The sequence below is a fragment of the Devosia ginsengisoli genome (genome assembly GCF_024707105.1).
Classification (GTDB): domain Bacteria; phylum Pseudomonadota; class Alphaproteobacteria; order Rhizobiales; family Devosiaceae; genus Devosia; species Devosia ginsengisoli_A.
The window spans coordinates 75,426-100,696 of sequence record NZ_JANQAJ010000009.1 but is presented as its reverse complement, the minus strand read 5'-3'; the positions used below and the strand labels follow the sequence as shown (position 1 = coordinate 100,696).

The following is a 25,271-nucleotide window of genomic DNA, read 5'->3' as shown; positions in this document are numbered from 1 at the left end:
AAACCCGATGAGAAAATCGACTGGAGGCCGAAACAGGCCGACACTATGGGGCGCCACTGCCCTGGTGAGCCTGATGGCCCTTGCGGGCACGGCTCATGGCCAGCAATACCAGCAAGCGCCCATGCTTGACGGCACCGACCTTCCACCCGTCGAAGAGCGCCTGCCGGCAAATCCGCTGGTCGTGACGCCGGTGGAGAGCGTGGGGACCTATGGCGGCACCTGGCGCTCGGCGCTGCGGGGTGGCCTCGACAATGCGTGGATCGCCCGTACCGTCGCCTATGACGGCCTGGTTCGCTATGACCGGGAATGGAAGACCATCGTGCCGAACCTGGCGGAAAGCTGGGAAGTCAGCGAGGACGCCCGCACCTATACGTTCAAGCTGCGCGAAGGCCTCAAGTGGAATAACGGCACGCCATTCACCAGCGCCGATATCGCCTTTGCCGTCGAACTCTTCAGCGAGCCCAGCTATGGCGTGGGCAGCTTCATGAAGAACAAGAACAACCCGGTCACGGCCGAAGTGGTCGACGATACGACGTTCAAGCTGATCTTCGAGAATCCCAACGGCATCATCATGGATGAGCTGGCCAGCGTGAACGGCTTTACGCTCGTCTCGCTCAGCAAGGAATATTGCAGCCAGTTCTATCCCAAATACAATCCGAATGCCGCTACGGAGGCCAAGGCCGCCGGATTCGAGACCTGGGAATTGTGGATGACGGACCGTTGTTCGTGGGCCACTGAAACCATCCGCTGGGCCAATCCGGACCTGCCGATGATGAATGCCTGGATGATCGACCAGCCGCTGACGGGCGATGCCAGCCGGACCACTTTCGTGCGCAATCCCTATTACTGGAAGGTCGACACCGAAGGGAACCAGTTGCCCTATATCGACCGGCTCGACATGCGCGTCTCGGACTCGCTCGAAGAACTGACCCTGATGGCGCTCAACGGCGAGATCGACTTCCAGGATCGCCATATCGCCACCGTGGCCAACCAGCCGCTGTTCTTCGACGGGCAGGAGGCCGGCGACTATCGCCTGGGTGCCAATATCCCGTCCAACATGAACACGATGGTGATCCAGTTCAACTTCAACCATGTGGACGAAAAGCGGCGCGAGCTGTTCCAGAACAAGGACTTCCGCATCGGCATCAGCCAGTTGCTCGACCGGCAGGAAATCATCGATGTGGTCTTCACCGGGCAGGGCGAGCCGTTCCAGGCCGCGCCGCGTCCGGAATCCCCGTTCTATGACGAGGAACTGGCCAAGCAGTATACCGAGTTCGATCCGGAAGCCGCCGCGGCCGCCTTTGCAGCTTCGGGCCTGCTGGGCGAACGCAATGGCGATGGTTTCTATACCTTCGCCGACGGTTCGCCGCTGGTCATTACCTTCGACATGATTTCCACCGTGCGGCCCGAATGGATCGACATGATGGAACTGCTGCAACTCCAGCTCGAAGCTGGCGGCATCGATGTCGAGCTGAACAATATCGATCGCACGCTCTATTACGAAAAGCGTCCGGCCGGTGACTACGACGTCCAGATCTGGCAGGGCGACGGCGGCCTCGATGTGATCCAGGAGCCTCGCTACTACATGGCTTCGGGCGACGAGTCGGTCTGGGCCTATCGCTGGTCGCAGTGGTATATGGGCTCGCGTCCTGAAATTGCCGAGGAACCGACCGGCTGGGCCCGGGAGCAGATGGATCTGATGAACCAGTTGCGCGCCGAAGGCGATCCGGCCAAGCGGGACGATCTGATGAAGCAGATCCTGGTTCTCGCCAAGGAGAACTTCCCGGTCATCGGCATCAGTCTGCCGGGCGATGGCTACTACATTGCCAGGAACAATATGCGGAACATCGCCGAACCCATGTTCCATGCCTACCTGTTCCCGACCCCGGCTCCCTATGATCCGTTCCAGTGGTATTTTGCGGCTGAATAGCGGATCCCTCCCGCCCTCCGCGGCGCTCCCCGTGCCGCGGAGGGTTGAATTGGGTGTCCCCGAATTCGGGGACCCGATAGGCGGGGCCAGCACCCTGCACTGACTTCAGTTTTCAGGAGACGCCCATGCTGCGTTTCATTACGGGCCGGCTGATTGCGATGGTCCTGACCATGTGGGCGGTAAGCTTCGTGGCCTTTGCCATCATCCAGCTGCCGCCGGGCGATTACCTGACTACATATATGGCCACGCTGGCCGCCAATGGGGACCGGGTGGACCCGGCCGCCATCGAGGCTTTGCGGCAGCAATACGGGTTCGGCGAGCCCTATATCGTGCAGTATTGGAAATGGATCACCGGCATCGTGACGCGCGGCGATTTCGGGCAGAGCTTCGAATGGAAGGCGCCGGTGACGACGCTGATCTGGGGACGACTGGGCAATTCCATCCTGCTCGAAGGCGTCGCAGTCATCGTCATGTGGCTGGTTGCCCTGCCCATCGGTATCTATGCGGCGGTGCGCAAATATTCGCTGGGTGATTACCTGGCCACCATTGGCGGCTTTATCGGCCTGGCCATTCCCAATTTCTTCTTCGCGCTGATCCTGATGTATCTGAGCTTCGTGTGGTTCGGGGAAACCCTGGGCGGGCTCTTCTCGCCCGAATACGAGATCGGCGCGCTGGAGCCCCGCCCGTGTGTGGGACTTCCTGAGCCATGCCTGGGCGCCCATCCTGGTGCTGTCCATGGCGGGAACGGCGGAGCTGATCCGTATCCTGCGGGCCAACCTGCTCGACGAGCTCAAGAAGCCCTATGTCACGACGGCGCGGGCCAAGGGCCTCAGCGAATTCCGCACCATCATGAAATACCCGGTGCGGGTGGCGCTCAACCCACTGATCTCCACCATCGGCTGGCTGCTGCCGGCGCTGGTGTCGAGCTCGGTGCTGGTGTCGGTGGTGCTGAACCTGCCCACCGCGGGACCGCTGCTGCTGCGTTCGCTGACATCGCAGGACATGTATCTGGCCGGGGCCATCATCATGCTGCTGGGCATCCTGACCGTCATCGGCACGCTGATCTCGGACCTTCTCCTCGCGTGGATCGACCCGCGCATTCGCTACGGGAGCAAGTAAGTGGCCGTGGACACAATGACCGATAATTCAGCCGCCATCGATATTCCCGTGATCCGTGCCAAGCGCGAGAGCCAGTTCGGGCTGATGTGGCGGCGCTTCAAGCGGCACCGGCTGGCGCTGGTCAGCCTGTGGATCGTCATCGCCTTCTATCTGGTGGCCTTGCTGGCCGAGTTCCTGGCACCGGCCGATCCGGCGGCCTATAGCGCGCGCTACACCTATGCGCCGCCGCAGGGCATCCAGTTTTTCTCGACCAACGAGGATGGTTCCTGGCAGTTCTTTCCGCATGTGAACGGCTATGCCACCGAAATCGACCCAAAGGCGATGCGGCGGACATTCGTGCTCGATCCCGAGGTCGAGATCCCGGTGCAGTTCTTCGTGCCGAGCGACCCGTATCGGCTGGCTGGGGTGATCCCCATGTCGGTCAAGTTCATCGGGGTGACCGAAGCGCGGGCGCCGTTCTTCGTGCTGGGTGCCGACCGGCTGGGGCGGGATCTCTTGAGCCGGTTGATCCACGGCACACGGATTTCGCTGTCCATCGGCCTTGCCGGCGTGACGCTGAGCCTGTTCTTCGGCATCATTATCGGCGGTTTTGCCGGCTATTATGGTGGCTGGTTCGATAGCGCGGTGATGCGCGTGGTCGAGTTCATCCGCTCCATGCCGACCATTCCGCTCTGGCTGGGGCTGGCGGCGGCCTTGCCCAAGGACTGGAGCGCGCTGCAGACCTATTTCGCCATCACCATCATCCTGAGCCTGATCGGCTGGACCGAGCTGGCGCGCGTGGTGCGCGGGCGCTTCCTAAGCCTCAGAACCGAGGATTTCGTGACGGCGGCACAGCTCGACGGCGCCAGCGACTGGCGCATCATCACGCGGCACATGGTGCCCAGCTTCATGAGCCACATCATCGCCGCGGCGACCCTCGCCATTCCCGGCATGATCCTGGCGGAGACGGCCTTGAGCTTCCTCGGCCTCGGCCTGCAGGCGCCGATCGTCAGTTGGGGCACGCTGCTGCAGGACGCCCAGAATATTCGCACACTGGCCAGCGCGCCATGGCTGCTGACCCCGGGCATCTGCGTGGTGGTGATCATCTTGAGCATGAACTTCTTTGGAGACGGCCTTCGTGACGCCGCTGATCCCCATGGCCGATAAACCCATCCTCACCATTTCCGACATGTCCATCACCTTCTCGTCGCCCGACGAGGCCGATATCGAGGCGGTGCGGCAGGTGGACCTCACGCTGACCCCTGGCAAGACGCTGGCGCTGGTGGGGGAGAGCGGCTGCGGCAAGTCGGTTACCGCAAGGGCCGTGCTGCGGCTGCTCGACAAGAATGCCGAAATCCGCCGCGGTTCGATCCTGTTCGAGCCCGAGGGCGAGGCGGCGACCGATATCGTCAAGCTCAAGCCGGACAGCCTGCCGCTCCGGGCCATCAGGGGCAACCAGATCTCGATGATCTTCCAGGAGCCGATGAGCTCGCTGTCGCCGGTGCATACGGTCGGCGACCAGATCGACGAGATGGTCATCATCCATGAGGGGTTGAAGTCCAAGCAGGCGCGCGAGCGCACGGTGGCCTTGCTCGACCAGGTGGGAATTCCCGGCGCGCGGGAGCGGGCAGATGCCTATCCGTTCCAGCTATCGGGGGATTGCGGCAGCGCGCCATGATCGCCATGGCGCTGGCCTGCACACCCAGGCTGCTGATCGCGGATGAGCCGACCACCGCGCTTGATGTGACGACCCAGGCGCAGATTCTGGACCTGCTGCGGCAGTTGCAGGCCGATTTCGGCATGGCCATGCTGTTCATCACCCATGATCTCGGCGTGGTGGCTGAGATCGCCGACGAAGTGGCGGTGATGTATCTGGGTGATGTGGTGGAGCAGGGCAATGTGCACGACGTGTTCGCCCGACCCAGCCACCCCTATACGCAGGCGCTGATGGCCTCCATTCCCAAGATGGCGCGCAAGGCCGACCGGGTGCGGCTTTCGCCCATCAAGGGCACGGTGCCAGCGCCCAAGGATCGGCCGGAAGGCTGCGCCTTTACCAGCCGCTGCCCCTATGCTTTCGAGCCCTGCGCCACGGTGCGGCCGGAGCGGACCGCGGTGGGCAATGGTCACCATGCGCGCTGCCACCTGTTGACCCGTCAGGCCGCGGAGGCGGTGGCATGAGCACGCTGCTGACTGTCGAGCATCTCTCCAAGCATTTCACGCTCTCCGGCGGCTGGTTCGGGCCGGAACGGCGGCTGGATGCGCTGACCGATATCAACCTGACGGTGGAAGCCGGCGAAACGCTGGCCATTGTGGGCGAGAGCGGCTGCGGCAAGACCACGTTGGGCCGCTGCATCATCAAGGCGCAGCCGGTGAGCGAGGGCAGGGTGGTCTATCACCCCAAGTCCGGTGGTGATGTGGAACTGACCGCGCTCAGCAAGCGGGAGATCAAGCCGTGGCGGCAGGATATCCGCATGATCTTCCAGGACCCGATGAGCTCGCTCAATCCCAATATGCGGGTTTTCGACATCGTGGCCGAGCCCTTGCGCATCCACAAGATCTGCAAGGGCAAGGAACTGGAAGAGCGCGTGCTGACGACGCTGGAAAAGGTCGGCATTCCAGCCGAGGCGGTGGGCCGCTATCCGCATGCCTTTTCGGGCGGACAGCGACAGCGCATCGGCATTGCGCGGGCGCTGGTGCTCGACCCCAAGCTGGTGATCGCCGACGAGGCGGTCTCGGCGCTGGACGTTTCCATCCAGGCGCAGGTGCTGAACCTGCTCGAAGACCTCAAGGCCGAATTCGGGCTGACTTACATCTTCATCAGCCATGACCTGGGCGTGGTGAACTACATCGCCGACCGGGTAGTGGTAATGTATCTCGGCCATATGGTGGAGAATGCGCCCACCGAGATGCTGTTCGAGCGGCCGCGCCATCCCTATACCGAATTGCTGCTGGAAGCGCTGCCCATTGCCGACCCGACGCGGCGCAAGGGGCGGAAGAAGGAAGTGCGCGGGGAAATTCCCTATCTGGGCAATCGCCCGGTGGGCTGCCCGTTCCACACCCGCTGCAAATATGCCGAAGACCGTTGCCGCACCGACAAGCCGGTGCTGCGCCCCATCGAGGGGACAGCGCAGGAAGCGGCCTGCCACTTTGCCGAAAAACTCAATTTGAAGGGCGCCTATGAAGACGCGCCGAACGAGGTTTTTGCCTGAAATGACCTATGATCCGGTGAGCGCCAACCCGCTACATGGCAATCCGCTCAAGACTCGCGCCGATGTGGAGCGGGCGCTGGGTGACCTGTTCAATCCGCTGCTGCCCTATTTCTCGGAAGGCGCGGCGCGCGTGCGGCTCGACGGGGCAGGCGCGCATTTCGACCGGGCGGCGGCAGACCTCGAAGGCTTCGCAAGGCCGCTCTGGGGGCTGACGCCGCTGGCGGCGGGCGGTGGAAAATTCGACCATTGGGAACTCTATCGGCGCGGGCTGGCCAATGGCACCGACCCGGAGCATCCCGAATATTGGGGGCAGGTCAATGCCACCGACCAGCGCATGGTGGAACTGGCAGCCATCGGCTTCACCATGCGGCTGCTGCCGCATCTGGTGTGGGAGCCGCTGGAGCAGAAGGCCAAGGACAATCTCGCCGCCTATCTCAAGCATGCGCGGCAGTTCGACTATGCCGACAATAACTGGAAATTCTTCCGCATCCTGGTCGACCTCGGTCTGGAGGAATGCAGCGTCGATTTCGACCGCTCGCTGACGGAAAAGTATCTCGAAGAACTCGACGGCTTTTACCTGGGCGATGGCTGGTATCGCGACGGCAATGTGCGGCGCATCGACCACTACATTCCCTTCGCCATGCACTTTTACGGGCTGATCTATGCCCAGCTGGCCAAGGGCGACGAGAAGCGGGTGGCGGCTTATAAAGAACGGGCAACGCTGTTCGCCAAAGATATCCGCCATTGGTTCGACGCGGATGGCGGGGTGCTCGCCTTTGGGCGGAGCCTGACCTATCGCTTTGCCTGCGGCGGCATCTGGGGCGCGCTGGCCTTTGCCGATCTCGAAGCCCTGCCCTGGGGCGAGATCAAGGGGCAGTTCCTGCGCCACCTGCGCTGGTGGGCGGATAAACCGATCGCCAATCGCGATGGCGTTCTCTCCATCGGTTACGGCTATCCGAACCTGTTCATGTCCGAGAGCTACAATTCGGCGGGCTCGCCCTACTGGGCGCTCAAGGCTTTCCTGCCGCTGGCGCTGCCGGCCGATCACCCGTTCTGGACGGCCGAGGAAACGCCGGCGGTAGTGAGCAAGAAGCCGGTGCCGCTGAAACATCCCGGCATGGTGATGATGCATACGCCGGGCAATGTGGTGGCTTTGTCGAGCGGGCAGCAGAACTGGCAGATGCGGGCAGGCACCGAGAAATATGCCAAATTCGCCTATGCCAGCCGCTATGGCTTTTCGGTCGAGGTGGACGAGCGCGCCTATGGCCAGGGGGCGTTCGACGGAGCCTTGGCCTTGTCCGATGACGGGCGGCATTACCGGGTGCGCGAGAGCAACGAGGTCGCGCAGATCGCCGAGAATACGCTGTTCGCGCGGTGGAAGCCGTGGAGCGATGTTGTTGTCGAGACCTGGCTGATCCCGGCCAATCTCTGGCATATCCGCGTGCATCGCATCACGACGCCGCGGGCGCTGCATGCCACCGAGGGTGGGTTTGCCATTGCACGCGCCGATCTCAATGCAGACACCTATATCGACGAGGTCGGCCGCGCCGTGGCCAAGAGCGCTGATGATGTGAGTGCCATTGTCGATCTCGTGGGCAAGCGCGAAGGGCGGGCGCATCGGGCTTATCCTAATACCAACCTCATCGTGTCCAAGACCATCGTGCCGCAACTGCGCGGCGATATTCCGGCCGGAACCACCCTGCTGGTAACGGCGGCGATGGCACTACCCGCAGGGGCGGAGGCCGAAGCGGCTTTGGGGCAGGTGCCGCATGCGCCGGATATGGAGCCCCTCGAAGCCATGTTTGCCCGCGAGGGCGTTGATGTCAGCGCCATCCTGGTGCCGGAGCGGTTTTGATGGTGCCCAAACTCGCCTTCGCCATGGCGGCGGACAAGACCAGGCATGTGTTTGACGAGGAGGCGCTGGCGCGGCTGGCGCGAACCTGTGACATCGTGCGCGCCGTGCCGCTGGAGGAATTTTCCAGTGCCGCGGCGCGGGCAGTGCTTGAGGAGATCGACATTCTCGTCACCGGCTGGGGCTGCCCCATGGTGACGGCGGAAGTGGTCAAGGCTGCGCCGCGGCTCAGGCTCATCGCCCATGCGGCGGGGACGGTGAAATTCACGCTGGACCCGGCGGTCTATGATGCGGGCATCAGGGTGACGCATGCGGCCGATGCCAATGCGGTGCCGGTGGCCGAGTTCACGCTGGCCTCGATCATCTTCGCCAACAAGCGCGTCTTCGAATTGCGCGATCGCTACCGGGCCGATCCGGGGCGGCGATCGAGCTATGCGCTGATGGACGAGCCGATCGGCAATTATCACCGCACGGTGGGGCTGGTGGGCGCCTCGCGCATCGGGCGCAAGGTGGCGCGGATGCTCATGGACTTCGACTTTACCGTGCTGGTGAGCGACCCGTTCGTGAAGGCCGGCGACCCGGTGCTCGATGGGGCGGAACTGGTGGACCTCGATACGTTGATGGCGCGCTCGGACGTGGTGTCGATCCATGCGCCGTCGCTGCCATCCACCCGTGCGATGATCGGCGCGAGCCAGCTTCGCCTGCTGAAGGATGGTGCGTGCTTCATCAATACGGCGCGCGGCGCGCTGATCGACGAGGCGGCGCTGATCGCCGAGCTGCAATCGGGGCGCATTCATGCCGTGATCGACGTGACCGACCCCGAAATACCCGAACGCGGCTCGCCGCTCTACGACCTGCCCAATGTGTTCCTGACCCCGCATGTGGCAGGGGCGGTAGGCACCGAAAGGCTGCGGCTTGGGCAGATGGCGATCGAGGAAATCGAGCGTTTCGTGGCGGGTGTGAAGATGGAATTCGAGATCGAGCCGGCGCTGCTGGAGCGGTTGGCTTGACCGGTGAGGATTGCATGACGTCGTTATCCACCAAGCCATCCGACCAGTTCGATCCCGAGCATGAAGCGCGTCTGCAATTCCTGACCTGGGATCGCACGCCCGCGGATATCGACTCGCCGGCGCATCGGGCGCGGCTGGCGCGCTGGACCGCCGTGGCGGGGGCGACGTTTCACCCCACGGCCTATGTGGCGGCTGAGGCGGCGATCTTCACCACCCATCTGGTGCTGGGGGCGGATAGCTGGATCGCCGGCGACGCGCTGGTGCGCGGTGACGTAGAGTTCGGCGCGCATTGTACGGTCAATCGCTACGCGATGATTTCGGGCAAGGTGCGCTGCGGCGACGGCGTGCGGATTGCCAGCCATGTGTCCATCGTGGGGTTCAATCACGGGTTCGACGATCCCAGCGTGCCTATTCATATGCAGAAGCATGAAAGCCTGGGCATCACTATTGGCGATGATGTGTGGATCGGGGCCAATGCGGTCGTGCTCGATGGGGTCAATGTCGGCAAGGGCGCGGTGATCGCGGCCGGGGCGGTGGTGAGCAAGGATGTGCCTGATCTGGCCATCGTCGGTGGCGTGCCGGCGAAAGTGGTGCGCTATCGCGGGCAATCGAGCCGGCGCGATACTGCCGGGGCGCTGATGCGGCTGGGAGAAGCGGCGGCGGCGCAATGGCCGGAAATCCTGGCGCGATTCCGCGAGGACGGAGAGTATGTATCGCGCGAGGCGGATGGGACCGTGCGACGCAGTGCGCGGCACCTGAACGACGCGATCGAGATCGCGGCGGGGTTCGGCGCATTGCCCGAGGGGCTGGATGTGGCGGTGACGCTCGAGCAATTGCAGGCCTTGCAGGACCCGGTCACCGGCCTGTTCCCCGATCCGCATCAGCCGCCTGCTGCCGGGCAGGCCCAGCGGGACAATGGGCTGGCGCTCTATAATGTGCTGTCGGTGGGTTATGCCATCGAGGTGCTGGGCGGGCAGACGCCGCACAGGGTTTCGGCGGTGGAGCTGGGGGCGAGGGCGCTGTGCGACTGGCTCGATAGCCTGTCCTGGCGCGAGCGGGCCTGGGGCGCGGGGGCGGCCGTGGACGCCATCGGCACGGCGCTCTATTTCAATGCGCGCTATTTCGAGACGGGGCGGGCGCGCGAGACCCTGTTCGGCTGGCTGGCGCTGAAGCAGGACCGCGTGACGGGGCTGTGGGGTTCGCCGACACCGGCCGAGGGTCTGTTGCAGCCGGTCAACGGCTTCTACCGGCTGACGCGGGGTACCTATGCGCAGTTCGGGGCTGCCGGTGCCCAATGCGGAGCGGGCAATCGACTCGGTGCTGCTCAACTATCGCAATCATGGCGGGTTTTCGGGACGGACCTATACGGCCTGCAACCTGCTCGATACCGTGCATCCATTGCTGCTGTGCCTCAAGCAGACCGATCATCGCCGGGCCGAGGCCGAGGCGATTGCGCGTGCCGTGATCGGCCGGGCCGGAGAGCGCTGGGTGGCGGGTGCGGGCTTTGCCTTTGCCGACGGCCAGGAAACGAGCTTGCAGGGCACCGAGATGTGGCTGAGCGTGGTGCACCTGGCGGCCGAGCTGCTGGGAATTGCGGGTGAATTCGTCTTCGTGCCCAAGGGTGTGCATCGAACGCAGGCAGTAGGATTGGGATTATGAAGAAAGCCCTCGTGGTCTGGGGCGGGATGGAGCTGCATACGCCGGAGCGGAGCGCCAATGTCGTGCGCGAACTGCTGGAGGCCGAGGGCTTTGCCGTCACGGTGACGCCGGACTACGAGGCGCTGGGGGCCGAGGATGTCGGCAGCATGGATCTCGTCGTACCCGTTATCACCGATGGCGTGCTGGCGCCCGAAAAGATGGCCAACCTCGTCGCGGCCATTCGCGCGGGGACCGGGCTGGCAGGGTTCCATATGGGGCTGGCGACCAGCTTCCGCAGTTCGGTGCCGTTCCGCTATGCGGCCAGTTGCTACTGGGTGCAGCATCCGGGCAATATCATCACCTACAGGGTGGATGTGACGCGGGGCGACCACCCCATCACGGCCGGTATCGGCAGCTTCGAGCACACGAGCGAGCAGTATTATCTCAATTACGACCCGGCGGTCGAAGTGCTGGCGACGACGACCTTTTCAGGGGAGTTCCACCCCTGGCGCAAGGATGTGGTTATGCCGGTTGTCTTCACGACCATGCATGACCAGGGGCGGGTATTCTATTCGTCGCTGGGCCATACGGCCGACGAGCTGGTGGGGCCTGTGCGGGAGATCCTGCGGCGCGGATTGGTGTGGGCCGCGCGCTAGGTTTTGAGCGGCCTAGAATAAGCCCGTCAGGGTATTGCCCCGGAAGTGAACGGAAACACCATGCCGGGGGCGGAACCCGTGGGCAAGACGGAGAGTTGCGGCAGCAGCGTCAAACCATTTTGGAGATGACACATGGCTACCGAAAAAACGCTCAACGACCTGTTCCTCGATACGCTCAAGGACATCTATTACGCCGAACGCCAGATCGTGAAGACCCTGCCCAAAATGGCCAAGGCGGCCAGTTCGGCTGAGCTCAAGGCCGGGTTCGAAAAGCATCTCGAAGAGACCGAGGGCCATGTCGAGCGGCTGGAGCAGATTTTCGAACTGCTGGACAAGCCGGCCCGCGGCAAGACCTGCGACGCCATTCTCGGCATTATCGAGGAAGGCAAGTCCATCATGGACGAGTTCAAGGGCACGGCGGCGCTCGATGCCGGGCTGGTTTCGGCGGCGCAGGCCGTGGAGCATTACGAAATCGCCCGCTACGGCACGCTCAAGACCTGGGCACAGCAACTGGGGCTCACCGAGGCCGTTACGCTGCTCGATGCGACGCTGCAGGAGGAAGTGGCGACCGACAAGAAACTGAGCCAGGTGGCCATGGCCAATGTGAACCTGAAGGCGGCATGATCCCCGGGCGCAGGGAAACCTGCGCCCCCGAGACCGGTTGCGGCGATGCGGAAGAATTCAGATGTGGCCGAGCAAATTCGGCGGACAGCCTATTTCCTGTGGGAACAGGATGGTCGGCCCGAAGGAAGGCCGTTCTATTATTGGCTGCGCGCCAAGGAGATGCTGGTGCGCCAGATGGCCTATGACAAATGGCTGGCCGAGGGCACGCCGGTGGACCGCGCCGAGGAACACTGGCGTGACGCGGCCGGCGAGATCGAGGAGAAATGAAAACGGGCCCGAAAGGGCCCGTTTGTTTTGCATTGTGCCGTCGGAGAGCGTGGGCCCTGCGAGCATAGCTCTCCAGGCCTGACCGCCTAAAATCTCCCCACCGGGGAGATTTTGCCGCCAAGAAGCGGCCGGCGATCAGTCCTTCGCGCGCTCTACGTAGGAATTGTCCTCGGTCAAAATCACGATGCGGGTGCCGGCGCCGATATGGGGCGGGACCATGACACGCAGGCCGTTATTGAGCACGGCGGGCTTGTAGGACGAAGAGGCCGTCTGGCCCTTGACCACCGGTTCGGTCTCGACGATCTCGAAGGTCAGGCGCTGGGGCAGTTCCATCGAAAGGGCGGTGCCCTCGAAGGTCTTGAGGTGCACCTTCATGCCATCGACCAGATAGGCGCGCTGGTCGCCGATGACATCGTCGGCCACGGTGATCTGCTCGTAGCTGACGGGCTCCATGAAGTGGTGGCCCTCGCCGTCCGAATAGAGATAGTCATATTCACGGTCGTCCACATCGGCCTTTTCGACCATTTCGACAGTGCGCCAGCGGCCGACGACCTTCACGCCATCGGAAATGCGGCGCATGTTGACGTTGGTGATGGAATTGCCCTTGCCGGGATGGACGTTTTCGGCCGTCAGGATGACATGCAGATTGCCGTCCTGTTCGACGACGTTGCCCTTGCGCAGCGAAGAGGCGATGACCTTGACCATTATTCTTCCTTGTTCAATCGGAAAGCGCGTCGTAGAGGCAGGGCCGTGTTGAGACGGCCAGTCTTTGGCGCCAGAATAGACTTTTCGTGCGCCCACTACCCTATCTTGGCGATTTTCGCCAGCCCGGCCGCAATAAAGGTCACATGAGTCAGCCAGTTTCCCAGCCTTCCCCATGGTGGTCGCGTCAGGTCCATGCCGACCGTCGGCCGATCCTGCTGGCGCGCGGACGGATCGAGGCGGGGGTGCGGGCCTATCTGGCGAACCACGATTTCCTCATCGTCGATCCGCCGGGGCTGCAGCGCTCGCCGGGCAACGAGACGCACCTGCATGCCTTTGCCACCACCATGATCGGCAATGACGGGGTGGGAAGCCCGATGTATCTCCACACCTCGCCCGAATTCACCATGAAGAAGCTGCTGGCGGCCGGGGAGCGGCGGATTGCCAGCCTGCAGCATGTATGGCGCAACCGCGAGCGGAGCGCGCTGCACCACCCTGAATTCACCATGCTGGAATGGTATCGGGCCGGGGAGGATTATGGCGCTGTTATCGCCGATTGCGTGGAACTGCTGCGCATCGCGGCGCGGGCGACGGGCGTATCGGTGCTGCGGTTCAGGGATCGGGAATGCGATCCGTTTGCCGAACCGGAGCGGCTGAGCGTAGTCGACGCTTTCCAGCGCTACGCTGACATAGACCTGCTGGCCAGCATGGACAGCGAGGGCGTGCTCGATGGCGAACAACTGGCCGGACAGATGCTGGCTCTGGGCCTGGATGTGCCTGACGATCGGAGCTGGAGCTACCTGTTCAGCCGTATCCTGGTCGAGAAGGTGGAGCCGCATCTGGGCATGGGACGGGTGACGGTGCTCGATCGCTATCCGGCGGCCGAGGCGGCCCTGGCGCAGCGGGCGGCGGATGACCGGCGGGTGAGCGAGCGCTTCGAACTCTATGCCTGCGGGGTGGAACTGGCCAATGGCTTTGGTGAACTGACCGATGCCGAAGAGCAAAGGCGCCGCTTTCTCGCGGAAATGGCGGAGAAGCAGCGCATCTATGGCGAGCGCTATCCGCTGGACGAGGACTTTCTGGCGGCGCTGGCGATCATGCCGGAGGCGAGTGGCGTGGCGCTCGGTTTCGACCGGCTGGTGATGCTGGCGACCGGCGCGCCGCGCATCGAGGCGGTGCTGTGGGCACCGGTGGCGGAATGAGTGCGGCCATCAAGACGGTAGAAGCGCTGGTCGAAGCGGGCCTGAGCAATGGCCGGGGCCTTGACGCTGTCGCGGCCAGATATGCCATCGGCATCACGCCGGCTGTGACGGCGCTGATCGATGTAGCGGACCCCGATGACCCCATTGCGCGGCAATTCGTGCCTGATGCAGCCGAACTGGTGGCCACGCCGGAGGAACGGGCGGACCCGATCGGGGATCTCAGCCATTCGCCGGTCGAGGGTATCGTGCATCGCTATCCGGATCGGGTACTGCTCAAGGCGGTGCATGTGTGTCCGGTCTATTGCCGCTTCTGCTTCCGCCGCGAAATGGTGGGGCCGCAGGGGCTGGGGACGCTGACCGCGCCTGAGCTCGATGCTGCCATCGCCTATATCGCGGACCATGCTGAAATCTGGGAGGTCATCCTCACCGGGGGCGATCCGCTGGTGCTGTCGCCCCGGCGTTTGCGCGACATCATGGAGCGGCTGGCAAATATAGATCATGTGAAGATCGTGCGGTTCCACACGCGGGTGCCGGTGGTGGAGCCGGAGCGGGTGGATGGCGACATGGTCGCGGCGCTCAAGGCCAGCGGCAAGACCACCTATCTGGCCGTGCATGCCAATCATCCGCGCGAATTCACACCGGAGGCCCGGGCCGCCCTGGCGCGCCTGGCGGATGGGGGCGTGGCGCTGGTCAGCCAGTCGGTGCTGCTCAAGGGCGTCAATGACGATGTCGAGACCCTGGCTGACCTGATGAAGGCTTTCGTCGAGAACCGGGTGAAGCCCTACTACCTGCATCACCCGGACCTCGCGCCCGGAACGAGCCATTTCCGCCTGGGCATCGAAGAGGGGCAGCAGTTGGTAACGGCCCTGCGCGGGCGGATTTCCGGGTTGGCGCAACCGACCTATGTGCTCGACATTCCAGGCGGGCACGGCAAGGCGGAAATCGGGGCGAGAGCCATATCAGGCGGAGACGGGTGTTTCACCGTGCGCGACTGGCAGGGCGGAGAGCATCGCTATCCGCCCGAATGATGATAGTCGCTATGCCTCTTCCAGCGCCCGTCCGGCAGGGAAGACGCCGGACATGACCGTGAAGCCCGGGATACGCCGCACCCGGTCGGTCCAGCGCCGCAGAGCCGGATAGTCCTGGCGGGAAATGCCGCCTTCCTCGCTCAGCATGACATAGGGGAAGCAGGCGATATCGGCCGTGGTGGGATGCGCAGGGCCGCACAGCCAGTCGCGGCCTTCGCGCTCGCCGAACCACAGATGCTCGTCCATCAGGCGGAAAATGCGGTGAGCGCCCTTCTGGGCCTTTGCCACGTCGAAATCGTAGAAAAAGCCCAGCGCGAGGCGGGCGGCCGAGGCGGTTGACGTGATGTCGTCGGCTACGGCGTGCCAGCGTAGCACTTCGGCCGTGATGGCCGGATCGTCCGGAAACCACAGGCCGGTATCGTCGTATTTCCTGGCGAGATAGGCGAGGATGGCGCCGGAATCCGAGAGCGTCAGGTCATCGTCCTTGAGCACAGGGAGCTGGCCGAACGGATTGAGGCGCAGGAACCAGTCGGCCTTGTGCTGGCGTCCGGGATAGAAATCCACCGGCACGATGTCGTAGCGGAGCTTGAGAATGCTCATCAGCAGGCGGAGCTTGTAGCAATTCCCTGACAGCTCGAAGTCGTAGAGAGTGATGGCCATGGTCAGATATCCAATACCAGTCGCGCCGATTTCGCACGGCTGACGCAGGTCATCATGCAGGAATTCGCGCGTTTTTCGCTGTCGTTGAGATAGACGTCCTGGTGATCGACCTCGCCTTCGATAACCGTGGTGAGGCAGGTGCCGCAGGCGCCCTGTTCGCAGGAGGAGGGCACGGTGAGGCCGGCTTCGCGCATCACTTCCATGATCGACTTGCCCGAGGGGACATGCAGTGTCATGGCCGAGCGGGCGAGCTCGACATCGAAGCTCGATGAGCTGTCGATGATCTTGTCGTTCTTGAAATACTCGAAGTGGATCGACTCGTCCGGCCAGCCCTGTGCGGTGGCGGTGGCGCGAACGGTTTCGAGCATGGGGCCAGGGCCGCAGACATAGACATGCTGGGCCATGCTCCACTGGCCGAGCGCGGCGGCGATGGTGGTACCGATCTCGCTGCGGGGCAGGCCGGTATGGAAGATCACCTTGCCATGCAGCGCTTCAAGCTCGCTACGGAAGGCCGTGGTTTCACCCGCGCGGGTGAAATAATGCAGCTCATAGGGCAGGGCGGATTTGTCGAGGAAGCGCGCCATGGAGAGCAGAGGCGTGATGCCGATGCCGCCGGCAATGAGCACGGTGCGGGTGGCGTCGCGGCGCAGCGGGAAATTGTTGCGCGGCTCGGAAATCGAGAGCAGGTCGCCCTCGCGTACGGTTTCGACAAGCACCTTGGAGCCGCCCTTGGAAGCGCTCTCCTGCTTGACGCCGATGATATAGCTCATCAACTCGCCGGGGCCGTTGGTGATGGAATATTGCCGTGTCATGCCATTGGGCAAGTGAAGGTCGATATGGGCGCCGGGCTGGAAGGTCGGCAGGTGACCATCGCGGGCCGCCAGCTCGAAGCCGATGACGCCATCGGCGCTGGTCCATTTGCGCTTGACCACGACGGTAACGGTGTTGCCGCGCGGAATGGCGATATCGGGCATGGTGGCCAGATCGGCCGAGACCTTGTCATAGGCCGGCTGCAGTGGCTCGGGCGCCGGCTTGCGGGAGGCTGATCGTTCGAGGCGGTCGCGGAGCTTGGACAGCAATTCGTTATAGTGGCGGAGCGCTGCCACGGGGTCGGCCGGCCGCTCGCGCAGGAGGCCACGGATCACGGCGCGTCCGGCATCGACGGGCTGGACGAAATAATAGGTGCCGCCGAAACGGACGGCGAGGCCGGGCAGCAGATCGGCCGGCTGGTCGTCGGGCGCGAGGCCCACCAGGGCGGCCAGTACATCCTCCGGCGCAGCATTGACCGGCATGGGCCGCAGCGCGAACCAGTCATGCCCTTCGGCGCCGGCAAAGGGGCGGAAGGCCTGCTGGTCATTGGCTGACGACCAGATGAGGCCATAGGCCTCGCGCACCGGATAGGTGCGGTTCTGGATGCGGCGGGCGGGAGCATCGGCCGGGTGGGCGGGAATATAGGTGCAGCCGGCCGACCGGTTGGCATAGCGCCAGCCGTGATACTGGCATTTGAGCTCGCCGCCCTCGTTGATGCCGATGGAAAGGCGCACGCCGCGATGCAGGCACCGGTTTTCCCAGACATTCACATTGCCGTCGTCGGCCCGCCAGACGGCGAGTTCGCGGCCGAGCAACTGCCCCTGATAGACGTGGCGGTAGGGCAGGTCCTCGCTCGAGGCGATGGGATACCAGGTGGGGTCGGACAGGGAGAGGGTCATGCGGTCATCCGAGGATAGTCAGGGATCGCGCCACGATCGGATGAGGTCGTTGCCGAAAGTCCTGGCGTACGGGACCTTCCATTTTCACGGTGTCATTCCCGCGAAAGCGGGAACCTCCATTGACGATGCGGGTGCGAAACACAGGCTTTCCCGCTTTCGCGGGAATGACATTGCGGTGGTGAGAAATTCCGGGCCATCGTCAGCTCGCCATCGGGATCACGCCATAGGTAATCCCCTTCTGGCTCAGCCAGCGGCGATAGGCGATGGCGCTCTTGTCGGCGCGGATGGGCGTCTCGGCACGGGGGTCAAGCGGCAGGCGCTTGGGATACTGGTTTTCGAGGATCGGCTTGTCCTGGCCGAAAATGGTCTGCTGGAAACGGCGCAGGTCGGTGATGGTGGAGGTGGAATCGATCATCGACTGCAGCAGGTGGGCGCGGCAGCGCTCCTCCGTCATGGGCTGGAGGAAAATGGCGATGACATCGCGGCGGTTCTCGTCCTCGGGGCAGCTCTTGTAGAGCACCGAGCAGAAGGGATGTGGCACGCGATAGACATATTCGACTTCCATGGCTGACGTGGCCGACTTGGCAGCCTTGGGCTGCATGAAGCGGCAGCGGGTGGCCAGCACTTCGTCGCGTTCCTCGGACACTTCGACGTCGTATTCCTTGACCTCGGTATGCGGCTCGGCGCCCAGGATGTCGGTATGGACATAGGGGAAGTGGCCCATATCGAGGAAGTTTTCCACCGCGCGCGGGGCCGAGACGGCCAGGCCTATGGAGCCGCAACTCATATTCTTGCGGTCGGCTTCGGCATATTCGGGGATGGGGAACAGTTCCCTGGGCGGGTTGCCCAGGCTGGTCCAGACATAGCCATAGCCGGTGATGGCCGGCAAGCGATCCATGATGGTTTCAGGGTCGATCTCGTCGCCCTGTTCCTCATCGGTGCGGCGCCAGACGACCGGATTGCCGTCATTGTCGCGGGTAAGGGCGAGCCTCACATCGAGCAGCATGGTGGTCTCGACCATGCCGACAGGCACTTCGTCGGTGGCTGATATGACCTGCCAGAGGTCGCGGGTGGTGGGGTCGATGGAAGTCATTGAAGGTCTCAGCTGTTGGGGTGAGCATAATCCGCCCGATCCACGGTGTCATGTCTGGTCAGCGGGAATCTCCGTTGTGTGAATGACGGATGAGGTCTTGGCAGCTAATGTTCCACCACACATTGAGTCATCCCCGCGAAAGCGGGGACCTCTGTTTTCGCGGGAATGACATCGCGGCTGGGCTGGTGTCGGGGAGATTTGGATTTGGAAAGTTCATCGCAGCGGTTTCCGGCGACGCTCCTGGAACAGAAGGTCGCCACGCGGTTGCGTGAAGCCGGCGCGAGCGAGGCGTCGCTGACCGCCGCCGCCAGGGCCATGCTGCATGCCTCGCTGGTGGGTGTGGACAGCCATGGCGTGCGGCTGACGGAACACTATTGCAACATGCTGGGCGGCGGGCGGCTCAACAAGTATCCGCAGCTCAAGGTGGATATCCGCGCCTCCGGCAGCGCCATGGTGGATGGCGATGACGGGCTGGGACATTACGCGGCCTACAAGGCCGTGGACGTGGGAATCGAACTGGCGCAACAGGCGGGCGTGGGCGCAGTCGGCATTGCTCACTCCTCTCATCTCGGCGCGGCGGGGGCCTATGCGCTTGCTGGCGCGGAACGGGGTTTTGTCACCTTCGCCACCACCAATACGGATTCCATGGTGGCGCTGTTCGATGGCGCGGCACGGTTCCATGGCACCAATCCGCTGGCCTTTGCCGCGCCGGTACCTGACAGCAAGCCCTGGCTGCTCGATATGGCGACCTCGTCCATCCCGATGAACCGGGTGTTGCTGCATCGCTCGCTGGGGCTGGAACTGCCACCGGGCGTTGCGGCGGACAAGCAAGGCGGGGCGACGACGGACCCCGATGCCGCCGACATGCTGCTGCCGCTGGGCGGGGCCGAATATGGCTACAAGGGCGCGGCCCTGGCGGGGGTGGCGACGCTGTTTTCGGCTCTCTTGACCGGCACGACCCTCGATACCGATTTCATCCCCATGTATGGCGGCGACGATATTTCGACGCCACGGAACATGGGCCATTTCGTGCTGGTGATCGATCCGGACAAGTTTGTCGGGCGCGAACTGTTCGGCACGATGATCACGCGTTACCTCGCCAGCCTGCGCAGCGCGCCGGTGCGACCGGGTGCCGACCGGGTAATGGCGCCGGGCGACCGCGAGTGGGAAGAAATGGCGCGCCGGCAGCGAGAGGGCGCCCCGGTCGACCCCGATACGATCAGGTTCCTGGGACTATAGGCGCGGCTCGTCACTGATTTGCATGCATGTCGTCGCGGCCCGGCAGCGGCGCGGCACGAATATCGGCTGGCAGGAACAGCAGGACGCCCATGATGGCGACGGCGAGAATGATCAGGACGGTGCGCAGTTTCATGGGTCTTCTCCGGCAGTTGCGGAGAATGGCCCAGTTGAGCGCGAGGATCAGCCCCGGTTCGGGGGGAGCCTAAGCCAGTCCTCGCTTCACCGCTTCCCTTGTCGCCTCTGCCCGGCTGGTGACGCAGAGTTTCTGGTAGATGACCTTGACATAAGAGGCGACGGTCTGGGGTTGCAGGCCCAGGCGCGCTGCGGCTTCGGAGACGGTCATGCCGCGGGCGAGCAGGGTCAGCACTTCGGTTTCGCGCGGGCTGAGGCCGGCTTCGTCCTTGACCACTGTGGGGGCGCGGAAGTGACTCAACATGCGGTGGGCAATGGAGGGCGAGAGGGGCGGCTCCCCCCGCTCGATACGGCGGAGATAGTTGACCAAGAGGTCGGCTTCCTCGTCCTTGAGCACATAGCCGCGAGCACCAGCAGCGATGGCTTCGAACAGGTGGGCGTCATCGTCATAGATGGTGGCGACGACGGACAGCACGTCGGGGTGCTCTCGGCTCAGGCGACGCACGATATCGACGCCCGAGCCATCGGGCAGGCCGATATCGATGATGGCCAGCCAGAGATCGGCGGCATGGCGATCGAGCCAGGCATGGGCGGCTTTGAGCGTGCCGGCTGTTTCGATGCGCAGATCGGGAAAGGCCGAAGCCAGTACGGCCAGCATCCAGTCGCGGGTGCGGGGTTGGTCCTCGATCAGAAGGCACAGGCGGGCAGCGGCGGGTTCGGCACTCATGCTGGTGAGTTAAGCGGATCGGGCGGCTCCAGCACCCCCGGTTCTGGGGTGTGGGGCGTGAGGACCAGTGGAATATCCAGCGTGATCGTGGTGCTGCCGGCTTGGGCGGCCAGCGTCAGATGCCCGCCGATATCCTCGATGCGGTGGCGCAGATTGCGCAGACCGAAGCCCGCGGTTTCCCCGGCCAGCGCCTCTGATGGCATGCCCTTGCCATTGTCGGCGAAATGCAGCGCCAGGTGCCCGGGCGAGAGGCCGGCCGTCACCGTGAAGCGGCTGGCGCCGGAATGGCGGATGGCGTTGGAGACGATTTCCCGCACGGCCGAGGTCAGCGCCTTGTGCAACCGATAGTCGAGCTGAATGGCTTCGATCTCGGCTTCGGGCAGGGGCCAGTCGAGTATGATTTCCGCCGCTTCTAGGCGTCGTGCCGCCTCATGGCGGGTTTCGGCCAGCACGCGATCGAGACTGGCCTCCTCGCCGGACAGGCCGCTGACAATGGCGCGAATGTCGCTGAGCGCCGCTTGGAGCGTGGGGCGGGTGGTCTCGTCGGCGGTGTGCAGCCCTGTCAGCAGGCGGGCGCCGACATCGTCATGCAGGTCGCGCGCCATGCGGCGGCGCTCCTCGCCCACCCCGCGCATATAGGCTTCGCGGCCCTCCTCGGCGCGCTCGGTCAGCGAGACAAGGTTGGTGGCGAGCTTGAGGTGGTTGGGCGAGAACAGGCCGCGCCCGGCAAAGGGATAGGTCAGGCGCAAAGGCGGAGCGCCGGCCACGGCGGGCAATTGCATGGAAAGACCATCCTCACCCATTTGAGGCTGCGAGTCGGCCGGACCGGTTTCGATGATCTGCAGCGGATCGAACAGGCGCCGCAAAAGGGCCTGCCAGCGCGCCGCGCTTTCCGCCGGGGAGGGCGCGAAGGCTACGTCGAGTGCGGCGGAGAACAGCTCATCCTGCGCGATGGCCCGGCGAGTGGTGGCGCGGCGCCAGATCCAGTCGCGGATGGGCAGGTAGACGAAGGCGACCAGCAGCAGCGAGATGCCGAGGGCGGGCGCGGCGTCGATATTGAGCAGGTAGATGACGCTGGCATCGAGTGCCAGCAGCACCAGGGCGCCCACGGTGTAGAACAGCACCCGGTAGGACCACTCGCCCAGGTCGAACAGGCGATAGCGGCTGAGCCCCAACGCGAGCCCGGCATAGATGACGACGAGCACGCTGGTGACATGGCTCTGCGGCAGCGAGAAGGGCGTGTCGAGCAGGATAGGCGCGGCGCCCAGCAGGGTATAGGCGCCGGCCCCAGCCACCACGGAAAGACCCAGCCAGCCCAGAGCCGCCCGGTCCGGCGGGTTGCCACGCGTGGCGCGCCATTGCAAGGCGATGGCGGCGAGAATGCCCAGCATGGCCAGCGCGATGAAGACATAAAGCTGGGACGGGCCGAGACCCAGTTCGACATGGCTGGTATCGAAAACCGTATAGGCGGCGCCGATGACCGGCAGCAGCCAGAACCAGCGCGGGCGGACCAATTGGCGCGGATAGCTCAGTAGCAGACCGATCATGGCCAGCGCAAAGACGACAACGCCCAGATGGTTGATCGGCACCAGCACGGCATAGAGATCGGCCGGCAGCGCCAGTTCGCGATTGGCGTAGATGGCCGAGGTGGCGGTGGACAGCGTCAGCCCGATGGCGCTGATCATGAACATGATCGGCCCGACATGGCGCGGGCGCAGCGCCCATACCCAGCCGGCGATCAACAGCGAGGCGACCCCGGTCAGCAATTGCAGCCAGAAGCCGTCGGTCAGCGTGGTGACGTCGCGATAGTCGGTATGGAGGACCGAGGTGAATTCTTCCTGGGTGAAGATGTCCTGCAGGTAAAGCTCGACGGCGTCCGCCGCGATGACATCGGCCAGCGCCGACTGGCGCGCGAGGAAGGCGTCGTATTCTGCATAGCTGGAAAGGCTGTCGGGCTCGGGCAGCAGGTCCGCGCTGGTGATCGGTATGGGCGCGGGCCAATCGGCCGGGCGTCCGGCGCCCGGCGGGGCAATGCCGATGGCCTTGAGCACGGTGGCCCAGCGGGGGCCAGGCTCGGAAAAGAACGCGCCGTCATGGACATGGGTGATGAGCACGGCATCCCGGTCGGTGGGCATGAGGCGCAGCGACAGGGCGTTGAACGAGGTCGCCGCGACCAGCACGCCAAAGGCCAGCGCCACGCAGAACAGCGTGACGGCGACAAGCAACAGATTGGGCGTGGCGTGGTGCGGCCTCATGGCCGCATAGAACGAGGGAAACCCCCGCAGCGCAATATTATAGTTACTCTAGACTTAACGTTCGCGGTGAATATCGAACGGGCCGAAGGCCTGGGTGGTGGCCATCAACTGTAACCGGTTGACATTGACATGCTCGGGCAAAGACGTGGCCCAGAAGATCGACTCCGCAATATCGTCGGCATTCATCGCCGCGGTGCCCTCATAGGGCTTGGCCGCCTTGCCCTCGTCACCCTTGAAGCGAACCAGCGAAAATTCGGTTTCGGTCAGGCCCGGCTCGATATTGGTAACGCGGATATTCTTGCCCTGCACGTCCGAGCGGATGTTGAGCGCGAACTGCTTCACGAAGGCCTTGGTGGCGCCGTAGACCGAGCCGCCGGGATAGGGATAGTCGCCGGCCACCGAGCCCAGTGTCACCACATGGCCGCCGCCGCGGGCGATGAGGCCCGGCAGCAGCGCGCGCACCGTATAGGCCAGCCCTGTGACATTGGTTGATATCATCGTCTCCCAGTCGGTGATGTCGGTTTCGGCGGCGGGCTGCAGGCCGAGCGCCAGGCCGGCATTGGCCAGCACGATGTTGATGGCGTCGAACGGCGCCGGCAGTCCGGCAATGGCCGCGTCGATGGCGGCGCGGTCGCGTATGTCGAGGGTGACGATGTGGCAGTTTTCGGCGCCCAGCTCCGCCTGCAGCTCCTCGAGGCGCTCCTTGCGGCGGCCGGTGGCGATCACCTTGCCGCCGGCGCCGACATAGCGGCGCGCCGCAGCGGCGCCGAAGCCGGAAGTGGCGCCGGTGATGAAGACGACGAAGCGGCTGGGATCGAGCAGCGAATACATGGGTGGACAGTCCTGGAGTCAGTGGAAGACCGGCAGGGTGGACCGGGCAGCGCGGGGAGGTCAACCGTCCTTTGCGGTGACGCCTGGCGGGTTACCGGCGGATTACCGAAAGCTATCCGAACCTTACCAAGTCCTAACGTGATCCGGGCGGTCGGGCGCATTATGTTGGGGCGAACTGATATCAGGGGATAGTGCGGCTTGAAGACATTGGCGAAATGGCTGGTGATGCTGGTGGTGCTCGGAGGTGCCGGCTTCGGGGCCTGGTGGTATTTCCTGGCGGCGCCGGAAGCGGCGACCGTGCCCAATACGGTGGTGGTGGGGCGCGGCGATATCGAGCGCACGGTGCTGGCTTCGGGCGTGCTCGAGGCCAATTCGCTGGTCAGCGTCGGCGCCGAAGTCTCCGGCCGCATCGAGGCGGTGCATGTGGCGCTTGGACAGGACGTCAAGAAGGGCGACCTGATCGCCGAGATCGACAGCCTCGACCAGGAGAATGCGGTCAAGACCGCGCAGGCCGTCCTGGCCGGCATCGAGGCGCAGAAGCGCAGCCAGGAGGCGAGCTTGCTCAAGGCGCAGGCCGCTTTGGCGCGCAGCCAGCAGCTCAACGCCAATAGTCTCGTGTCGCAGACCGATCTCGAAACCGCCCAGGCCGCCGTGGATTCGGCGCAGGCGCAGATCGACCAGCTCGATGCGCAGATCGCCCAGTCCCAGCTCAGCGTCGAATCGGCCGAACTCAACCTGGCGCGGACGAAGATCGTGGCACCCAATGACGGCACCATCGTCGCCCTGATGGTTGATGAGGGGCAGACGGTCAATGCCAGTTCGAGCATTCCCACCATCGTCAAGATCGCCGATCTCGACACGATGGTGATCAAGGCCGAGATTTCCGAGGCCGATGTGGTGCGGGTGGCGGCGGGGCAGCGCGTCTATTTCACCATTCTGGGCGAGCCCGATATCAAGATCGACGCGACGCTCCGCGAAGTCGAGCCGGCGCCGACCTCGATCAGCTCGGACACGGCCGCGAGCGACAGCGCGGTCTATTACAATGGCCTGTTCGACGTCCCCAATCCCGATCACAAGCTGCGCATCTCGATGACGGCGCAGGTGACCATCGTGCTCGACGAAGTCGAGGATGTGCTGGTGCTGTCCTCGGGGCTGGTGTCGCGCAAGGACCCGCAGGGCAATACGATGGTGGCCGTCTACGATCCGGCGACCGAAACGATCACGCCACGGCGGATCGAAGTGGGTCTCAACAACAATGTCATGGCCGAGATCAGGAGCGGGCTCAGCGAAGGCGAGCAGGTGGTGAGCGGCGGCGCGACGATCGTGCGACCGGCCGGCGGCCAGCAGGGTGGTCCGGGCGGCGGTGGCGCCATGCGTCTCGGCGGCCCCGTGCGCTTCGGCGGCTAGAC

Annotated in this window: 22 protein-coding genes and 2 pseudogenes; 16 read left to right on the top strand and 8 right to left on the bottom strand. The window is 64.2% G+C overall.

Features of this window, described 5'->3' with window-relative positions; translation table 11 throughout:
* Window positions 1-7: 7 nt before the first annotated feature.
* The 12 genes and pseudogenes from NVV79_RS10310 (at window position 8) to NVV79_RS10255 (ending at window position 12,284) form a co-directional block, all read left to right on the top strand.
* On the top strand, window positions 8-1,930 hold the full coding sequence (locus tag NVV79_RS10310) for an ABC transporter substrate-binding protein (RefSeq protein WP_303988804.1): 1,923 nt from the start codon (window positions 8-10) through the stop codon (window positions 1,928-1,930).
* A 125-nt stretch (window positions 1,931-2,055) separates the two neighbouring features.
* Window positions 2,056-3,049: pseudogene (locus tag NVV79_RS10305) on the top strand (ABC transporter permease).
* A 15-nt stretch (window positions 3,050-3,064) separates the two neighbouring features.
* Complete coding sequence (locus NVV79_RS10300) at window positions 3,065-4,195, top strand: ABC transporter permease (protein WP_303988801.1); 1,131 nt, start codon at window positions 3,065-3,067, stop codon at window positions 4,193-4,195.
* Window positions 4,167-4,706, top strand: coding sequence for an ATP-binding cassette domain-containing protein (locus tag NVV79_RS10295; RefSeq protein WP_303988798.1), 540 nt, complete (start codon window positions 4,167-4,169; stop codon window positions 4,704-4,706). Before NVV79_RS10300 ends, NVV79_RS10295 begins: the two co-directional genes overlap by 29 nt.
* Window positions 4,703-5,206, top strand: coding sequence for an ABC transporter ATP-binding protein (locus NVV79_RS10290; protein ID WP_303988794.1), 504 nt, complete (start codon window positions 4,703-4,705; stop codon window positions 5,204-5,206). The genes NVV79_RS10295 and NVV79_RS10290 overlap by 4 nt, the downstream gene beginning before the upstream one ends.
* Window positions 5,203-6,237 (top strand): ABC transporter ATP-binding protein, encoded by a 1,035-nt coding sequence (locus NVV79_RS10285; protein ID WP_303988791.1) that lies wholly within the window; start codon window positions 5,203-5,205, stop codon window positions 6,235-6,237. Before NVV79_RS10290 ends, NVV79_RS10285 begins: the two co-directional genes overlap by 4 nt.
* Window position 6,238: 1 nt before the next feature.
* Complete coding sequence (locus tag NVV79_RS10280; RefSeq protein WP_303988788.1) at window positions 6,239-8,092, top strand: DUF2264 domain-containing protein; 1,854 nt, start codon at window positions 6,239-6,241, stop codon at window positions 8,090-8,092.
* Window positions 8,089-9,099: a hydroxyacid dehydrogenase gene (locus tag NVV79_RS10275; protein ID WP_303988785.1), complete on the top strand. Its 1,011-nt coding sequence runs from the start codon at window positions 8,089-8,091 to the stop codon at window positions 9,097-9,099. The genes NVV79_RS10280 and NVV79_RS10275 overlap by 4 nt, the downstream gene beginning before the upstream one ends.
* Window positions 9,100-9,113: 14 nt before the next feature.
* Window positions 9,114-10,758 (top strand): annotated as a pseudogene (locus tag NVV79_RS10270) (DapH/DapD/GlmU-related protein).
* Window positions 10,755-11,393 carry a ThuA domain-containing protein gene (locus NVV79_RS10265; protein WP_303988783.1) on the top strand — a complete coding sequence of 213 codons (639 nt, stop codon included), beginning with the start codon at window positions 10,755-10,757 and terminating at the stop codon, window positions 11,391-11,393. The pseudogene NVV79_RS10270 and the gene NVV79_RS10265 overlap by 4 nt, the downstream one beginning before the upstream one ends.
* A gap of 132 nt (window positions 11,394-11,525) precedes the next feature.
* Window positions 11,526-12,017: a ferritin-like domain-containing protein gene (locus tag NVV79_RS10260; RefSeq protein WP_303988780.1), complete on the top strand. Its 492-nt coding sequence runs from the start codon at window positions 11,526-11,528 to the stop codon at window positions 12,015-12,017.
* Window positions 12,018-12,080: 63 nt separating this feature from the next.
* A complete protein-coding gene (locus tag NVV79_RS10255; RefSeq protein ID WP_303988777.1) occupies window positions 12,081-12,284 on the top strand; it encodes a DUF2934 domain-containing protein in 204 nt (67 codons plus the stop codon).
* Between the two features lie 135 nt (window positions 12,285-12,419).
* Here NVV79_RS10255 and efp read toward each other — a convergent pair whose 3' ends face one another.
* Window positions 12,420-12,989 carry an elongation factor P gene (gene efp / locus NVV79_RS10250; protein ID WP_303988774.1) on the bottom strand — a complete coding sequence of 190 codons (570 nt, stop codon included), beginning with the start codon at window positions 12,987-12,989 and terminating at the stop codon, window positions 12,420-12,422.
* Window positions 12,990-13,132: 143 nt separating this feature from the next.
* On the opposite strand from efp, the gene epmA reads away from it, so the two are divergent.
* Complete coding sequence (gene epmA, locus NVV79_RS10245) at window positions 13,133-14,188, top strand: EF-P lysine aminoacylase EpmA (RefSeq protein WP_303988771.1); 1,056 nt, start codon at window positions 13,133-13,135, stop codon at window positions 14,186-14,188.
* Window positions 14,185-15,216: a lysine-2,3-aminomutase-like protein gene (locus NVV79_RS10240; RefSeq protein ID WP_303988769.1), complete on the top strand. Its 1,032-nt coding sequence runs from the start codon at window positions 14,185-14,187 to the stop codon at window positions 15,214-15,216. Before epmA ends, NVV79_RS10240 begins: the two co-directional genes overlap by 4 nt.
* Window positions 15,217-15,225: 9 nt before the next feature.
* Here the strand turns inward: NVV79_RS10240 and NVV79_RS10235 are convergent, their stop codons facing one another.
* From NVV79_RS10235 to NVV79_RS10225, 3 genes are all read right to left on the bottom strand, one after another.
* The gene (locus NVV79_RS10235; protein WP_303988766.1) at window positions 15,226-15,876 is read right to left on the bottom strand and encodes a glutathione S-transferase family protein; all 651 of its coding nucleotides are present in this window, start codon (window positions 15,874-15,876) and stop codon (window positions 15,226-15,228) included.
* A gap of 2 nt (window positions 15,877-15,878) precedes the next feature.
* Window positions 15,879-17,585 (bottom strand): Rieske 2Fe-2S domain-containing protein, encoded by a 1,707-nt coding sequence (locus tag NVV79_RS10230; protein WP_303988763.1) that lies wholly within the window; start codon window positions 17,583-17,585, stop codon window positions 15,879-15,881.
* 199 nt (window positions 17,586-17,784) lie between these two features.
* Window positions 17,785-18,678, bottom strand: a complete 894-nt coding sequence (locus tag NVV79_RS10225) for an aromatic ring-hydroxylating dioxygenase subunit alpha (RefSeq protein ID WP_303988760.1) — start codon at window positions 18,676-18,678, stop codon at window positions 17,785-17,787.
* Between the two features lie 204 nt (window positions 18,679-18,882).
* Between NVV79_RS10225 and NVV79_RS10220 the strand changes: the two genes are divergently transcribed.
* Window positions 18,883-19,917, top strand: coding sequence for an Ldh family oxidoreductase (locus NVV79_RS10220; protein WP_303988757.1), 1,035 nt, complete (start codon window positions 18,883-18,885; stop codon window positions 19,915-19,917).
* A 10-nt stretch (window positions 19,918-19,927) separates the two neighbouring features.
* On the opposite strand, the gene NVV79_RS10215 is transcribed toward NVV79_RS10220, so the two are convergent.
* From NVV79_RS10215 to NVV79_RS10200, 4 genes are all read right to left on the bottom strand, one after another.
* Entirely contained in the window at window positions 19,928-20,050 is a 123-nt protein-coding gene (locus NVV79_RS10215) for a hypothetical protein (RefSeq protein WP_303988754.1), read from the bottom strand.
* 69 nt (window positions 20,051-20,119) lie between these two features.
* Complete coding sequence (locus NVV79_RS10210) at window positions 20,120-20,776, bottom strand: response regulator transcription factor (protein ID WP_303988751.1); 657 nt, start codon at window positions 20,774-20,776, stop codon at window positions 20,120-20,122.
* Window positions 20,773-23,031: an ATP-binding protein gene (locus NVV79_RS10205; RefSeq protein ID WP_303988749.1), complete on the bottom strand. Its 2,259-nt coding sequence runs from the start codon at window positions 23,029-23,031 to the stop codon at window positions 20,773-20,775. The genes NVV79_RS10210 and NVV79_RS10205 overlap by 4 nt, the downstream gene beginning before the upstream one ends.
* Before the next feature lie 54 nt (window positions 23,032-23,085).
* Complete coding sequence (locus tag NVV79_RS10200) at window positions 23,086-23,862, bottom strand: SDR family NAD(P)-dependent oxidoreductase (protein WP_303988746.1); 777 nt, start codon at window positions 23,860-23,862, stop codon at window positions 23,086-23,088.
* A 198-nt stretch (window positions 23,863-24,060) separates the two neighbouring features.
* On the opposite strand from NVV79_RS10200, the gene NVV79_RS10195 reads away from it, so the two are divergent.
* Complete coding sequence (locus NVV79_RS10195; RefSeq protein ID WP_303988744.1) at window positions 24,061-25,269, top strand: efflux RND transporter periplasmic adaptor subunit; 1,209 nt, start codon at window positions 24,061-24,063, stop codon at window positions 25,267-25,269.
* The last annotated feature ends 2 nt before the right edge of the window (window positions 25,270-25,271 follow it).